Genomic DNA, 15,020 nt, shown 5'->3' on the forward strand with positions numbered 1-15,020 from the left:
CTTAAGGGCGGGGGATGCCATTTAAGGAGCCGGTCATGAGCGCTTATCTAACGAAAAGATTGACATACATGGTCGTCATACTGCTCGCAGCTACATTTCTGATCTTCAGCCTGTATGCGTTGACTCCAGGTGATTTCATCACCGGCAACATCAAGCTGACGCCGGAGCGCAAGGCGGAGCTGCGGGAGATTTACGGCCTCAACAAGCCGCTTCTGGAGCGTTACGGCACATGGATGAAGCATGCTTTTCACGGGGATTTCGGTTATTCGCTTGCGCAGCAGAAGCCCGTTCTTACGCTGTTTAACCAATATGTCTGGAATTCCTTCCTGCTGGCGGTTGTATCAACGTTCCTGACCTGGCTGATCGCCGTGATTGTCGGGGTGGTCGCGGCTTACCGGCAGTACTCCTGGTTCGATACGCTGGTGATGGTCGGGATATTCGCCGCCATGTCGATCCCGTCCTTCTTCATCGGCTTGTTCCTGATCAAAATCATGGCGGTCGACTGGAAATGGCTGCCTCCCGGCGGAATGCTGACGACGGGAAGCAACGCGGTCGGAATGGCTTATGTGAAGGAAGTCATCCATCATATGGCGCTTCCGGTCATCGTCATGACGCTATTGGGACTCGGCTCGCTGACCCGATATTTCCGCAGCAGCATGATCGACGTCCTCAAGCAGGACTATATCCGTACGGCGCGGGCCAAGGGGCTGAAGGAAAGAAAAGTGCTGTTTACGCATGCGCTGCGAAACGCGCTTCTGCCGGCTATTACTTTGGTCGGCTTCGAGCTTCCGGCGCTGTTCGGCGGATCGCTCATCATTGAGAAAATATTCAACTGGCCGGGAATCGGACAGCTGTATATGCAGTCCTTCTCGCTGCGGGATTATCCGCTGCTTATGGGCTTTACTGTATTTATTGCGATTCTGACGGTCATCGGCACGCTGTTATCGGACATTTTATATCGTGTTGCCGATCCGCGCGTCCGGTTGTAGAAGGGGGCTGTCATGGATGTCAACCATTAGCAGCGGTTTGAGCAAGGTCAATCAAACTAAGCCGGTTCCGGTAAAATCATCGCTTTGGAAGCAGTCGCTGCGCCGTCTGCTCAAGAATAAGCTGGCGGTCTCCGGCTTTGTCGTCGTCGTCCTCATGTTTGCGGCGTGCTTCATCGGACCGCTGTTCTCGCCTTATACCGACAACAAAATCAATATGGCCATGATGAACAAGGCTCCTGGCCTCAAGCACTGGCTTGGCACGGATGCGCTTGGCCGGGATGTATTGACCCGGGTGCTTCAGGCCGGCCGGATTTCACTGACTGTCGGACTCGCGTCCATGGTGCTTTCGGTCTTTATCGGAGCGCTTCTGGGCACGATTGCCGGCTATTATCGGGGAATTGCGGATCAAATTATTATGCGGATCGCGGATCTGATGCTTACGATTCCGAGTCTTCCGTTATTGTTCATATTCGGTGCGATGCTTTCGGAGTGGAAGGTGCCGACCGATTACCGGATGTATATTGTCATGGTGATGCTCAGCTTAGTCGGCTGGCCGGGACTTGCGCGGATGGTGCGGGGGCAGATGCTCAGCCTCCGCGAACGCGAATTTATGCAGGCCGCGGTCGTGCTCGGCTTGCGCGACCGGCGCAAATTGTTCAACCATCTGCTGCCGAATCTGGTTCCGCTGCTCATTGTTATCGCGACGCTCAATATCGGCGGCGCCATCCTGAGCGAGTCGGTTCTGAGCTTCTTCGGTCTCGGCGTCATGCCGCCGACGCCGACCTGGGGCAATATGATCGATTCGGCCAACAACATGATTGATTTTCAGGAGCGGCCATGGCTCTGGATACCGCCGGGTTTCTCGATATTCGCGACGGTCATCGCAATAAACATATTTGGCGATGGGCTCCGGGACGTACTGGACCCCAAACAGAAGAGGTAGGTGACAGACTTCCATGAAAGAGCTGCTTGAGATCAATCACCTCAGCACATATTTTGATACTGAAGCGGGCACGGTCAAAGCGGTTGACGATGTGAGCCTGCGGGTCAAACGTGGAGAGACCGTGTGCATTGTCGGGGAGTCCGGCTGCGGAAAAAGCATTACGGCCATGTCGGTGATGGGACTGGTAGAGGGACCAGCCGGCAAAGTCGTGGGCGGAGAGATCGGGTTCGACGGGCGTGACCTGCTCAAATTGGACAGGAATGAGCTGCGTACCATACGCGGTCATGATATTGCGATGATCTTCCAGGAACCGATGTCGTCGCTCAATCCGGTTCTGACGATCGGCGAGCAGCTGATTGAACCGCTGGTCGAGCACTTGAAGATGAGCAAGAAAGCAGCCCGGAAGCGTGCAATTGAACTCATTACGGAGGTCGGCATCTCCAGGGCCGAGCAGATCGCGGGCAGCTATCCGCATGAGCTCAGCGGCGGTATGCTGCAGCGGATCATGATTGCCATTGCGGTATCCTGCAGTCCCAAGCTGCTCATTGCCGACGAGCCGACGACCGCGCTCGATGTGACCATTCAAGCGCAGATTCTGGATCTGCTCCGCAAGTTCAAAGAAGAGTCGAATATGTCCATTCTGCTCATTACGCATGATCTTGGCGTGGTGGCGGAAATGGCCGATTATGTCATCGTTATGTATTCCGGCAAAATCGTTGAAGAGGGCGAGGTTGTCGAGCTGTTCGAGAATCCCAAGCATCCGTATACGCGGGGGCTGCTGAAATCCAAGCCGGTACTGGGCCGTCGGCAGGATGACTTATATTCGATCCCGGGACAGGTTCCCAATCCGCTCGATCTGACGCCGTCCTGTTATTTTCATGACCGATGCGAAAGCTGTATGGCGGTCTGCCAGACGAAGGAGCCGCAGCTCAAAGCTGTAGCGGATAAGCAAAAAGTCGCCTGCTGGCTCTATGAGGAGGCGGTCGTTCATGTCTGAGGCGCTGCTTGAAATCAACCATCTGAAAAAATACTTTCCGATCAAATCTGGCCTGCTCAATCGGACGGTAGGGCAGGTCAAGGCGGTAGACAATATCAGCATTACCCTACAACCCGGCGAGACCTTCGGTCTTGTCGGTGAATCCGGCAGCGGGAAAAGCACAGTCGGGCGGACGGTTCTGCGGCTGACCGAGAAAACGGCCGGAGAAGTGAAGTATAAAGGAATCGATCTGTACAGCCTCTCTGCGCAGGAGCTTCGCAAGCTGCGTCCGAAAATGCAGCTGATTTTCCAGGATCCGTACAGCTCGCTGAATCCGCGTGTTCGCGTAGGCGACGCCATCGGTGAAGCGCTGCTGGACCACGGTCTGGTTCCGGGCGGGGAAGTGCGGGAGCGCGTGGAGGAGGTGCTGGCTTCCTGCGGATTGTCATCCTATCATATCGACCGCTTCCCCCATGAATTCTCAGGCGGGCAGCGTCAACGGATCGGCATCGCCCGGGCGCTCGTGCTGAATCCCGATCTGATTATCGCCGATGAGCCCGTATCCGCTCTGGATGTATCGATACAGGCCCAGATCATCAACCTTTTCCGCAAGCTTCAGGAGACTCGGGGATTGACCTATCTGTTCATCTCCCATGACTTGAGCGTGGTCGAGCATCTGTGCTCCCGGATCGGCGTCATGTATTTGGGTTCCATGATGGAAACAGCATCCCGGGATGAATTATTCCGCAATCCGCTGCATCCTTATACCAAAGCGCTGCTGTCGGCGGTTCCGGTCCCGATTCCGAAGCTGAAGCGGGAGAGAATCGTGCTGAAAGGCGACATTCCAAGTCCGGCCAATCCGCCGTCGGGATGCAAGTTTCATACAAGATGCCCTTATGCCACGGATATCTGCAAAGAACAGGTGCCGGAATTCCGCGACGCAGGCGGCAATCACTATGTTGCCTGCCATCTGGTTTAGCGGGACATCTTGCGGCGGGAGATCACTCCTGTGGAGCCGAATAACAGTCGAAGCCGCTTCGCGAATGGCACAGACGCCAGAGATCGCATTAATAATGCCAGTCAGGTCAAATCCATGACCTGACTGGTTTTTTTGCGCTTCTGGAAGAACGGCGGAGAAACACCAGAACAGGTGAGGCGATACGCTTACGTTGCAGCTTGGCAAGCATGAAGGCCATGACAAAATGGGCAAATATAGATAATGACTTTGGAAGACTTAATCTTTATTATGTAAGTATATATAACATATGTGGTAAATGGGATTCCGTGAAATGGCAGGAAGAAGAGGAGCGGATGAAGCATGCAGCGTTTTGATTTGATTGTCAGGGGCGGAATGGCGGTTCTTGCGAATGAGGTAAAACGGCTCGACATCGGGATTATCGGTGGTCGGATTGCAGAGCTGTCGGAACGGATCGATGGAGAAAGCGACCGCCAGATAGATGCCTCGCAGCTGCATATTATGCCGGGGATGATCGATGTGCATGTACACTTCAACGAGCCGGGGCTGGGGGAATGGGAGGGATTCTATCATGGCTCCTCCTCCATGGCCGCAGGTGGATGCACTACCTACTTTGACATGCCGCTCAATGGCGTTCCTCCGACCATCCGAATCTCCGCGCTTCAGCAAAAGCTGGAAGCGGCCAAAGGCCAATCCTTCGTCGATTATGCCTTATGGGGAGGACTGGTCCCCCGAAACAGGGATGATCTCGCGGCGCTCGCGCAAAGCGGCATCATCGGCTTTAAGGCATTTATGTCATCCCCGTCGTCATCGGAGGAGGATGAATTCAGAGAAGCGGATGATCTTACGCTTTATGAAGGCATGCAGGAGATTGCGAAGCATCACAAAATTTTGGCCCTGCATGCGGAAAGCGAAGCGATAACGGGCAGGCTGGCTGGGCGCTGTAAGAGGTTGGGCTTGTATTCGGCGGCCGATTATATCGCTTCGCGCCCGGTCATTGCCGAGATGGAAGCTGTGCAGCGCGCATTATTCTTTGCAGAGCAAACCGGCTGCGCGCTGCATTTTGTCCATATCAGCAGCGCCCGTTCCGTTGAATTGATCGATGCCGCCAAGCAGCGCGGAATCGATGTAACGCTGGAGACCTGTCCGCATTATCTGGCTCTGACGGCGGATGACCTGGATACGCTTGGCGGCCTTGCCAAATGCTCGCCTCCTTTAAGAACCCGGAAGGAGCAGGAGCAGCTGTGGGAAGCGCTCCGCGAAGGCAAAATAGATATGATTTCTTCGGACCACTCCCCTTGTCCGCGCTCGATGAAGGAAAATGCCGACGGCAATTTCTTCGCCTTGTGGGGCGGAATTTCCGGCGGACAGAGCAGCATGGAAATTATCATCGACGAAGCGCATATCAAAAGAGGAATTCCGCTGCAGCGGGTGGCGCAGTGGCTGTCTGCAAACCCCGCCAAACGATTCGGGCTTCACCCGCAGAAAGGCGGGATCGCCCTTCATGCCGATGCCGATCTTGCGCTGGTCGCGCTGGATCGGACATATGTTTTGCGCGAATCCGATCTGTACTACAGACATCCGCACAGTCCCTATGTCGGGAGGAGGATGGGCTGCCGGGTCGAAGCGACGATCAGCCGGGGGCGCCTTGTATATGAGAACGGCCGGGGGCTGCAGGGAGATCCGGACGGACATTGGGTGAGTGTGCATTGAGTCTAAGCAGGAAGGAGGGGGAGGCGGACGATGGGAGAAGGAGCGGATACCCCGGTTTCAATCGGAGAGAAGCAGCTGGCGCAGTTCGCGGCGGAAGCGGAAACGATCATTAATGAGCTGGCTTCGTTCGGAGCTGAAGCGGACGGGGGAGTTACCCGTCTGCTCTACTCTGAAGTCTGGCGCGGCGGGCAGGAGGCGCTTGCCGGGCGGATGAGGCGCATGGGCCTTGAAGTGCGGCAGGATCAGGCGGGCAATGTCTTAGGCCGATTAACCGGAATGAATGCGGCAGCGCCCTCTATTCTGACCGGATCGCATGTGGATACCGTGCGCTGCGGCGGCAGCTATGACGGTATTTACGGGATTGCCGCCGGGCTGATTGCGCTGCGTTATTTGAAACTAACCTGCGGGCAGCCGCAGCGCAGTCTCGAGGCGGTTTCGTTCTGCGAGGAGGAAGGGAGCCGGTTTCCCATTGCATTCTGGGGGTCCGGAAGCATTACCGGCTTTCGCGGGGAGGAGCATATCCGGGGGATATACGACGATAACGGCATTGCTTTTCGTGAAGCCATGGAGGCGGCAGGATTCGGAAATCCGCAGCAGCCTGCCAGCCGGCGGGACGATATTGCGGCTTTTATCGAGCTGCATGTCGAGCAGGGCGTGATCCTGGAGCGCATGGAGCAGACGATCGGGATCGTCGATGCGATTGTCGGGCAGAAGCGTTATGTCATTGAACTGAATGGCGAGGCCAATCACGCAGGGACGACGCCGATGCGGATGCGCAAGGATGCGCTAAGCGGCGCTGCGGAGATGATCGTTTATTTGGAGCAGGAGGCGCTCCGCCTCGGAGAGCCGCTTGTCGCTACCGTCGGAAAAATCGAAGCGGTGCCCAATACATCGAATGTCATCGCTGGAAAAGTGACCTTCACGCTGGATATCCGGCATCCCGGGGAAGCGGAGCTGGAAAGCTTTTGCGGGGCTTTATTGACCCGTTTTGAGGAGATAGCACAAATCCGGGCATTATCAATGGACTGCCGGAAAAGCCTGGATGTTGCGCCTGCCAGGATGGATCACGATTTATCGCAGAGACTGGAGCAGATTTGCCAGGCCAAGTCGCTCTCCTATCGCAGAATGGTCAGCGGCGCCGGGCATGACGCACAGGTTTTTCAGCGGTATTGTCCGACAGCTCTGCTATTCGTTCCAAGCTCCCGGGGCATCAGCCACTCGCCTGAGGAATATACGCTGCCTCAGGATATGGCGGCGGGGATTGCCGTCCTGATCGAGCTGCTCTATCAGCTTGGGTACGCGCAAGGAGGATAACAACCTGTTGGGATCGGCCATGTGCTTTGCCAAGCAGGCTTTGCAAAGGCGTTCAGTGAGCGCCTCAATCCCAAGCAATGTACAAGACGCCTCAAAACCACTCTGACAGTGGCGATGGAGGCGTCTGTTTGCATGGAAATTGAGTTATTTACCAATAATCTACAGTTAATAAGAACATCAACATCCTTACGAGACTAAACAGCATCCAGAAACCGATGCTGTGAGGTTATTCCTTGTTAGAGATGAAGAAATCCGAAATGAGAGCATGTAAGCAGGAATATGCTTATAAGAGCACCACTACGAGACTGAATGGTACCCTGAAGCGGGAACAGTGAGGTTATTCCTTATTAGAGGTGAAGAAATGCTGCGTGAGCGCATGCAAGCAGGAAAATCCTTATAAGAGCACCTTTAAGTGACTGAACGGTATCCAGCAGCGGGTACAGTGAGGTTATTCCTTGCTAGAGGTCCAAAAGATACCGAATAAGAGCATGAATTTCCTTATTGGAGGATATCCTTGGGATCAGGGGGATCAATGAGATATCCGTCTGACATTGTCTGCTGTGTAGCAATCAGAGATATTGCGAATTCATGGCCTGGAGCTTTTGTTTTGTATACGCAATGGCCTGAGCGGGATACAGAATCCTGGCGTCTCCCCCCAGCTTCCAGATCAGATCCACATAAAACTTCAGATTTTCAACAGGGACCAGAATAGTTGCCGTGCCGCTGCCGTCTTCGCGGCGTTCAAGGGCAGAACCGAACCAGATATCCGCTTCGAGCGCCCACACACCATTAGGAGTGAGCTCGATGGTCAGAGAAGTTTGCTCCGACCGGCTTTTTTCAGGCGTATTCTGCAGATTCCATTGCTCCACATCATCCGACCACGGTATGGCATCGTTCAAGGTGGCAGAGAGAATCCGGTCTGCACGGAACAATCGCTGCTCGCTGCGCAGTATACAGTAAGCGGGACAATACCAGTAGCCATCGCTCGAATAGAGGCCGATCGGCTGAATATTCCGCTCTGTCGTGCCGCTGCGCGAGCTGTATTCGATCGTTACCACTTTACGGATCATGATGGCCTGCAGCAGTGTTCGCAGACAGTCCGGAGACATTCTGCGGTGAGGGCTCCAGATGGCCACTTTGTTTTGCAATCGGTCTATTTGTTCCTTGACGTCAGCAGGCAGGTAATGATAAAACTTGTGAAGCGCGGAGCTTGCTCCCTCGTCAAAAGGCAATGAGCCGAAATACTGCAGGGACTGGCAGGCGAAAAACAGAGCCACCGCTTCGCTTTCCGTGAATGCGATCGGCGGCAGTATCCGGTCCTGCAGCAGCTTATAGCCGCCTCCCCTCCCCTGGACGGAATAGATGGGAACGCCAAGCTCACTGAGCTCCAGCAAATCGCGGGTTATCGTCCGGTAGGACAGTCCGAATTCATCCGCGAGCTCCTGAACGGTAAAGGATTTTTTGGCGTTAATTATCATAATAAGCCGGATAAGCCGCTGCGCCTTTAACAAATACCATCCCCTCCTCCGTTTTTTTTATTTTACCATAATAATAGGACAGAAATTGACCGGTTTATACGATAAGATCTCTATGAAGAGATATCAACTGGAGGGGGAATCGGGATGAACGTTAAACAACAATCCGGAGACAGGATCGGTCTGGTCTTTATTTATGGTGCGGGCCTGAATCGCGGAATTTGGGAGCAGGTCGTTGAAGGATTGGAAAATCCCTGTTTATTGGTTGACTTCCCGCTGCGCGACGGCAATAACGAAACAGCGCAAGGACTTTCACTGGATCATTATACGGCCTATATCCGGGAACAAATAGAGGAATGGGAAGTAAAAAAATTCATTATTGTGGCCCATTCGCTCGGGGGAATTCCCGCTCTGAAGGCTGCCGCGGGGTTGTCCGGGCGTCTGGCCGGATTCGCGGCCGTCGGAGCGGCAATCCCCGGGAATGGCGGGTCCTTTCTTTCCATTTTGCCATTCCCCAAACGTCTTCTCATGTCAATCCTGCTGCGAAAGCTGGGCACACGGCCCCCCGAATCTGCCATCCGTTCGGGTTTATGCCATGATTTGTCGCCGGAACAGGCGGCAGAGGTTGTGCGGGAGTTTGTCCCGGAATCGGTCCGCGTCTACACGGACCGATCAAATGCGGATATTCCTCCGGTGCCGAAGCTGTATATTAAACTGCTGAACGATAGAGAGCTCAGTAAGGCTCAGCAGGACAAAATGATTGCAAACTTTACCCCTGAGCACATTGCCAGCTTGAACACAGGCCACCTGCCAATGCTCAGCGATCCGGACGGATTGCGCCTTGCGTTGCAGACCTTTTTGGCGAAGCTGCCCCTCCAATAAAAGGGGAGCACGCCGCAACCGGATGCCGCCTGGACAAAAAAGAACCCTCACTTAAGTTCATAAAGGAGGGTTTGTTGAGATGCTTTATTGAGTTGTCCCGTTGGTAGTATATGATTCTATTAAAATAGTCGTGCCGGGATAGATAAACACTTTTATGTACTTTACGGATGAATGTACCTTGTACAAACGCCTATTTTCAATAGAAATAGATAGGAGTCTATGAGCTGTAAGACAAATGTCCATGCCTTCGATAGATCGATGGAGTACTATACATCAAATCTAACTGGAGGTGTGTGTGAATTGGGTTGTCCTGTGATAAAACCAAAAAAAGACTGTAAAAAGAAAACAGTCAAGCGAAAAATCCGTCGCCCGAAGAAAAATTGCTGCTGCAAGAAAATCGTCGTCAAAAAGCAAGTGGTGGTTGTCAATCTTCCTCAAGGAGCTGAAATAGGGGCTGCGGGAGCGGTAGGGGCCGCAGGCAGTGTAGGAGCTGCAGGCAATGTAGGAGCTGCAGGCAATGTAGGCACAGCAGGCAGTGTAGGATCTGCCGGTTCAGTAGGCAACGTAGGAGCTGCCGGATCTGTTGGTACGGCAGGCAGTGTAGGCAGCGCAGGTGCGGTAGGCCCCGCAGGCACAGTAGGCTCCGCGGGAAGCGTAGGCGCAGCGGGCACTGTAGGCGCTGCAGGCAGTGTAGGAGCTGCAGGCAGTGTAGGAGCTGCGGGAAGCGTGGGTGCTGTTGGAGCAACAGGAGCTACAGGCCCTGCCGGAGGGATTTCCCAGTTCGGGTATGTTTATAACCTGGCATCCCGAGTGGTTCCTATAGAGGCGGATGTTATCTTCGATACGAATGGTCTTCTGACGCCTGGAATTACGCATGCCCCCGGAACAACTCAGATCGCAGTTACCGATGCGGGTACCTATGAGGTTACTTTTTCCGTGTCGGGTGTGGAGCCTAACCAGTTCGCACTATTCCTGAATGGGGCTCTGGTTGCCGGAACTATATACGGCTCCGGTGCCGGCACGCAGCAAAACAACGGGCAGGCTATAATCGCTTTGGCTTCCGGCGATGTGCTCACGCTTCGCAATCATAGCTCATCTGCCGCAGTTACCCTTCAGTCGCTGGCAGGAGGCACGCAAGCCAACGTGAACGCCTCTGTTGTTATCAAGAGATTGGCTTAGACCCGCGAATAGATCAGGTACAGCCGGAAGCAGCTCTTTTTCCCGGAGCTGCTTCTTTGCTGATTTGTCTTGGAGATGCGGTTTCAGGGTGAAGGTTTGTCCATTCTTTACAAAAGTCCTGTCGGTCTTCTCTTAAGACGGAAGAGGTGACACCCGCATAGCTTTAAAGCATGGGGATCAGCGATTCTGCAGAAAATGGGCATATTCCAATGGCCTCTTATAGACGGTGCTTTTATTGCGGAAAGCTTGATACAGACTCTTTTGCGGTTTGCCGTTTACTTCAATAATCCAGGGATGACAATCGTTGTCCAGCGCCAAATCGACGCTAAGCTCCCCTAAATGCAGGCCGCTGCCTGTCTCGATGGTTTTTGCGGCCTGCAAGCTGATCTCATGAATCCGGTTTAAAATGGCGCCGGCTTGTTCTTGCGGATATAAATAATTGAACGCCTCTATAGACGAGCACATCTTCTCAAATATGCTGGTGTTAAAGCATCCTTTATAGGCCACTCTGCTGATTACACTGGTTACAGACCATATGCCCGTCTTATTTTTTTGCACAAGCACGCGAATGTCGAAGATTCTCCCGGCTAATCGCTGTGTAGGGACTCCCCTTTGTATGATGTACGGTTCGGAGCCGAGAAGAGTTTGAACGCTCTCCAGAAACTGCGGAATATTGCTGGCTATGATACTGGGTTGAATATAATGCTCGCCGATGTGGATTTCACCGGAATCTTTCAGTTCTATTCGATATACCCCTTTGCCCTTATTGCCGTAACAAGGCTTGAGATAGAGAAGTTTATGAGCAGCAAGCATATCGGCCGCGTTCTTCCGGTCAAAAGGAAGGGTCTCGGGCAGATAAGGAACAAGCGACTTGGTTAGATGATTGTGAGTTTCATATTTATTGAGATGATTGATATGGTTGAAGCATTTGTTTCGTCCGATTACGGCTTCCAGTTGTTCAATCATCTCTTGTTTCAGCTCATAACAGCGGTTGTAGATCACCTTCGGAAAAGGAAATATGCTAATCGCCCATTTGCCTCTGGAGCGGTGAAGTCCGGTAATCCTGTTCCGCTGCCAGTCGATATCGGCCGGTGTGAAACAGAAAAGTTTGAAATGGGTTGTGTTGTGCCGAAGATAGTTGATAAGCGAAGATTTTCTTATTTTGCGGGTAGCGACCATAATGCCGAGTAAAGTTCCGGTTCTGTACATTCTTTATCTCTCCTATTCCCGAAAAGCCTGTCAAGAACAGGGTATGTCTCAAATAAGGAAACGCTTGGACAACAATACACTTGAGGAAAAATATGTGTTTGCACCCTTTTCCGCGATTGGGAAAAAATTGATTCGAGCAAAGCCTTTCTACTACTATAAGAAAAGGCTGTTTTGTGCGGATGGTTTATGCATTTGATATTATGCAGGCAGTTGTATTCATTTATGAGGAGCTTGCGTCTTAACGGGTAAATGATCAGGCCCTCCCGGGCTCCGGGACCACATAGAAAAAAGGGCTGCAGCGATAGAAGTCTCCTGCTCAACCCTTTGGTTATAGATATTGCGGCTGGATGGCCTGCAGTCCAAGGACTGTGCTGCAGGCAACGGCCAGCCCCTGCTGTGTGCCGTCATCTTAAGCCGATTAATAAATCCGATGCTTCCAGCCGCTTAATTTGGCGACTGCTTCCACATAGTAATAGTCTCCATATATGAGAGAGACATCAATGAAAGAGGTGCCGCTTCCAGCACCGTGGAGCAGAATAGCTTCATGCTCCGGCAGTTCCCATGTGGCGTAATTCTCGGTTAGAGAACGAAGGATCCGCCCGGCTGCTCCGAGGTACAGCTGTTTCTCCCCTGCAGGCACGACTTCCGCGATTTCCAGCAGGCCGGAAGCTGCAATAGCTGCGGCCGAGCTGTCTCTTGACTGGCCTTCCAGCGACTCCAGCCGGAAATCCCAGTACGGGACATGATCCTCCGGCAAAGCTGCGATAAAATAATGCGCGATCCGTTTGGCCGTGTTGAGGAAACGTACATCGCCAGTGTTCCGGTAGGTATTGATAAAGCCGTACAGTCCCCAGGAAGCGCCGCGGCTCCAGCAGGATTCCACTGAATGGCCCTGCCCCCCGAAGGATTCGATGAATCCGCCGTTCTCCGGATCGAAGGACAAAATATGTTTTGTGGACCCGTCTTCGCGGATGCCATATTCCATGGTCGTCTCAGCATGCGCAATGGCAATATGCTTGTACCGGGGGTCTCCGCTTACTTTGCTTGCCCAGAAGAGAAGCGAGATATTAATCATGCAATCGATAATGGCCCAGCCATGCCTGTCGGCATTCCACGCGCGGATGAAGCGTCCGACGGGGTTATACCGGCCGGCAAGAAAATTGGCGGCTTCGATGCCCCTCCGGAAGCCGTCCGCATCCCCCGTCATTTTATGCTTGATAACCGCGGTCGACAAGAACTGAAAGCCGACATCATGGTGCAGCTCCTCGGTCGGTTTGACGAACCATTCCTCCAATACCTGATCATAATTCCAGGCCGCTTCCCTGTAGCGCTCCTTGTCTGTCATGTCGTACATAATCCAGAGCATTCCCGGATAGAAGCCGGTTGTCCACCAGTCCGAGCCGATGTTATCGAATTTGCCATCTTCTCCGGCAAAATGGGGATAGGTCCCCGCAAGCTTGCCGATCGAATTGCCGATCTTGGCATCAAGACGGCTTATTACTTCCTGCCAGTAGGACGGGGTCATTCTCTCTACCTCCATAGGTTGGTTTATATGATAAGTGTAGCGCTTTCAGAATTAAAAAAGTGGCGGTAGATTGTGAGAAAACGTTCCTATATTGTCATGTTGATTGCTCAGCAAGGGAATCCGGATGAATACCACTACCCCGCCGCCGGGCTCCTTGTTTCTGATTTCAATCCCATAGGCCGCCCCGAAGAAGGCCTCGAATCTTTCTTTCACATTGCGGATTCCGTACCCGCCGGTCTTGCCGTTCTTGTCGGAATTCCAGTTCGCTTTGAGCCCGACTCCGTCATCCGCTATCGTTATCATAATGGCTTCCGCATAGGGCTCTCTGGCCGCATGGATCCTGATGCTCCCGGCTGCTCTTCCGTCGAAGCCATGCATAATGGCATTCTCGATAAAGGGCTGCAAAGTCATTTTCGGAATATAAAAGGCTTCCAGATGCTCCGGCACCTCGACCTGCACGGTTAAACCTTCCTCCCAGCGCAGCTGCTGAATTTGCATATAGCAGCTTGCATGCATAAGCTCTTCGCGGATCGTTATCAGGCTTTCGCCGTTGGACAAGCCGATCCGGAACATTTTGCCCATGAGCTCCAGTATTTCGCTCATCTTATCGTGACCGGCCCCAAGGGCCATCCAATTCAGCTGGTCCAGGGTGTTGTAGAGAAAATGCGGATTGATCATCGCCTGCAGCGCCATGATCTCCGCTTTCTTTTGCCTTTTGTACTGATTTTCCAGGGATTGATACAGCTCCTGAATGCGGTCCATCAGCTTTCTGTAGCCCGAGAACAATACGCCGTATTCATTCGTATAATCCTCCGGGAGCTTCACTTTATTGGCATTCGTCGTGTATCGGCCCATCTCATGCAGCAGCAGCCGGATCGGCTTGATAAACTGGTTGGAGAACAATAAAGTGAAGAATAACGCCAGAAAGATGGTCAGTATCCCGACAAGGGACAAAATAAACGCATTATGAACGCTGCTCGAAGTAATCTGCTTCCAGGGCGTGAATTCCACGATTGTCCAATCCGAATTAAAGTGCTTGGACCACACCATCAGATGGCTGTTGGCGTTGGCCAGCGTATAGCCTTCCGTTTTCACTCTTAAATATCCGGACTCGTCGTTCATGGAAGGAAGAAAATCGCCTAAATTATCCCGGAGCTCCGGGTCTCCTATAGAGGTAATTGCCCTCCCCCCGGAATCCAGCAGAATGCGGTTGGCATCGGCCGTCTCCCCTTGGACCAGAGCCTGAATGGCTGCGGCTTTAATGTTCAACAGCAGTAATCCGCTGTATTCGCCGGAGGGGGAATAGACCTTCCGGGCAAAGCTGATAACGGCAAATTCGCCGTTGAACAGCGTGATCATCCGCTCGCCGATCCAGGTGAAATCCGCCTTCTGGACCCAGTCGTACCAGATCTCTTTCCTGGCTTTCTCTTCTTCGATAAATACGACCGGAGTCTGCGATTGGCTGGGAATGGCATTCTTCGTGTAGAACTGGATGGAGGATATCATCGGCGTAGCATACGTGATATTGGCGAGAAATTCTTCAATCTCCGCGCTCCTGGTATGATCGGAATAATTGTCTTTGGACTGGGAGTAGTCTGATAATAGAGGGTTTCTTGAGGCCGCGAGGGAGGTCTGCTCGAACGAACGCATTTGAATGCCGATTTTGCTGTTCAGCTCGTTCAGCACATTTTGCTGATAATAAGACGTGTTCTTCACCATTTCCTGCGCGGACAGCGAATAAGCAAGTCCGATCACCACAACCAGAAGGATGACCATAAAGCCGGAAAATCCGCCGTACAGCAAATAATAAATCGGATATTTTTTGAATATATGCTTCAT

At 52.8% G+C, this 15,020-nt stretch carries 12 protein-coding genes; 8 read left to right on the forward strand and 4 right to left on the reverse strand.

Features of this window, described 5'->3' with window-relative positions; all coding sequences use genetic code 11:
* The first annotated feature begins 35 nt into the window (after positions 1-35).
* From AC0YNV_RS30285 to allC, 6 genes are all read left to right on the forward strand, one after another.
* Positions 36-989, forward strand: a complete 954-nt coding sequence (locus AC0YNV_RS30285; protein WP_210044861.1) for an ABC transporter permease — start codon at positions 36-38, stop codon at positions 987-989.
* Positions 990-1,005: 16 nt separating this feature from the next.
* Entirely contained in the window at positions 1,006-1,932 is a 927-nt protein-coding gene (opp4C, locus tag AC0YNV_RS30290; protein WP_475771350.1) for an oligopeptide ABC transporter permease, read from the forward strand.
* A gap of 13 nt (positions 1,933-1,945) precedes the next feature.
* Positions 1,946-2,929, forward strand: a complete 984-nt coding sequence (locus AC0YNV_RS30295; RefSeq protein ID WP_475771351.1) for an ABC transporter ATP-binding protein — start codon at positions 1,946-1,948, stop codon at positions 2,927-2,929.
* Positions 2,922-3,887, forward strand: a complete 966-nt coding sequence (locus AC0YNV_RS30300) for an ABC transporter ATP-binding protein (RefSeq protein WP_475771352.1) — start codon at positions 2,922-2,924, stop codon at positions 3,885-3,887. Before AC0YNV_RS30295 ends, AC0YNV_RS30300 begins: the two co-directional genes overlap by 8 nt.
* A 339-nt stretch (positions 3,888-4,226) precedes the next feature.
* On the forward strand, positions 4,227-5,597 hold the full coding sequence (locus AC0YNV_RS30305; protein ID WP_475771353.1) for an allantoinase: 1,371 nt from the start codon (positions 4,227-4,229) through the stop codon (positions 5,595-5,597).
* A 30-nt stretch (positions 5,598-5,627) separates the two neighbouring features.
* Positions 5,628-6,911 carry an allantoate deiminase gene (gene allC, locus AC0YNV_RS30310; RefSeq protein ID WP_475771354.1) on the forward strand — a complete coding sequence of 428 codons (1,284 nt, stop codon included), beginning with the start codon at positions 5,628-5,630 and terminating at the stop codon, positions 6,909-6,911.
* Between the two features lie 569 nt (positions 6,912-7,480).
* On the opposite strand, the gene AC0YNV_RS30315 is transcribed toward allC, so the two are convergent.
* Positions 7,481-8,422, reverse strand: a complete 942-nt coding sequence (locus AC0YNV_RS30315; protein WP_475771355.1) for a helix-turn-helix transcriptional regulator — start codon at positions 8,420-8,422, stop codon at positions 7,481-7,483.
* A 111-nt stretch (positions 8,423-8,533) separates the two neighbouring features.
* Between AC0YNV_RS30315 and AC0YNV_RS30320 the strand changes: the two genes are divergently transcribed.
* A complete protein-coding gene (locus AC0YNV_RS30320) occupies positions 8,534-9,268 on the forward strand; it encodes an alpha/beta fold hydrolase (RefSeq protein WP_475771356.1) in 735 nt (244 codons plus the stop codon).
* A 312-nt stretch (positions 9,269-9,580) separates the two neighbouring features.
* Positions 9,581-10,447 carry a BclA C-terminal domain-containing protein gene (locus AC0YNV_RS30325; protein WP_475771357.1) on the forward strand — a complete coding sequence of 289 codons (867 nt, stop codon included), beginning with the start codon at positions 9,581-9,583 and terminating at the stop codon, positions 10,445-10,447.
* A 177-nt stretch (positions 10,448-10,624) separates the two neighbouring features.
* Here AC0YNV_RS30325 and AC0YNV_RS30330 read toward each other — a convergent pair whose 3' ends face one another.
* The 3 genes from AC0YNV_RS30330 to AC0YNV_RS30340 all read right to left on the reverse strand — a co-directional run bounded on the left by AC0YNV_RS30330 (position 10,625) and on the right by AC0YNV_RS30340 (position 15,020).
* Entirely contained in the window at positions 10,625-11,656 is a 1,032-nt protein-coding gene (locus tag AC0YNV_RS30330; RefSeq protein ID WP_475771358.1) for a YheC/YheD family endospore coat-associated protein, read from the reverse strand.
* A 418-nt stretch (positions 11,657-12,074) separates the two neighbouring features.
* Positions 12,075-13,181, reverse strand: coding sequence for a glycoside hydrolase family 88 protein (locus tag AC0YNV_RS30335; RefSeq protein WP_475771359.1), 1,107 nt, complete (start codon positions 13,179-13,181; stop codon positions 12,075-12,077).
* A 51-nt stretch (positions 13,182-13,232) separates the two neighbouring features.
* Entirely contained in the window at positions 13,233-15,020 is a 1,788-nt protein-coding gene (locus AC0YNV_RS30340) for a cache domain-containing sensor histidine kinase (protein WP_475771360.1), read from the reverse strand.

This window comes from Paenibacillus sp. JT31N11, assembly GCF_056269285.1.

Bases quoted from the DNA above. Each gene is read 5' to 3' on its own strand.
- AC0YNV_RS30285 (WP_210044861.1), top strand. From the start codon at position 36: ATGAGCGCTTATCTAACGAAAAGATTGACATACATGGTCGTCATACTG.
- opp4C (WP_475771350.1), top strand. From the start codon at position 1,006: ATGTCAACCATTAGCAGCGGTTTGAGCAAGGTCAATCAAACTAAGCCG.
- AC0YNV_RS30295 (WP_475771351.1), top strand. From the start codon at position 1,946: ATGAAAGAGCTGCTTGAGATCAATCACCTCAGCACATATTTTGATACT.
- AC0YNV_RS30300 (WP_475771352.1), top strand. From the start codon at position 2,922: ATGTCTGAGGCGCTGCTTGAAATCAACCATCTGAAAAAATACTTTCCG.
- AC0YNV_RS30305 (WP_475771353.1), top strand. From the start codon at position 4,227: ATGCAGCGTTTTGATTTGATTGTCAGGGGCGGAATGGCGGTTCTTGCG.
- allC (WP_475771354.1), top strand. From the start codon at position 5,628: ATGGGAGAAGGAGCGGATACCCCGGTTTCAATCGGAGAGAAGCAGCTG.
- AC0YNV_RS30320 (WP_475771356.1), top strand. From the start codon at position 8,534: ATGAACGTTAAACAACAATCCGGAGACAGGATCGGTCTGGTCTTTATT.
- AC0YNV_RS30330 (WP_475771358.1), bottom strand. From the start codon at position 11,656: ATGTACAGAACCGGAACTTTACTCGGCATTATGGTCGCTACCCGCAAA.
- AC0YNV_RS30335 (WP_475771359.1), bottom strand. From the start codon at position 13,181: ATGACCCCGTCCTACTGGCAGGAAGTAATAAGCCGTCTTGATGCCAAG.
- AC0YNV_RS30340 (WP_475771360.1), bottom strand. From the start codon at position 15,020: ATGAAGCATATATTCAAAAAATATCCGATTTATTATTTGCTGTACGGC.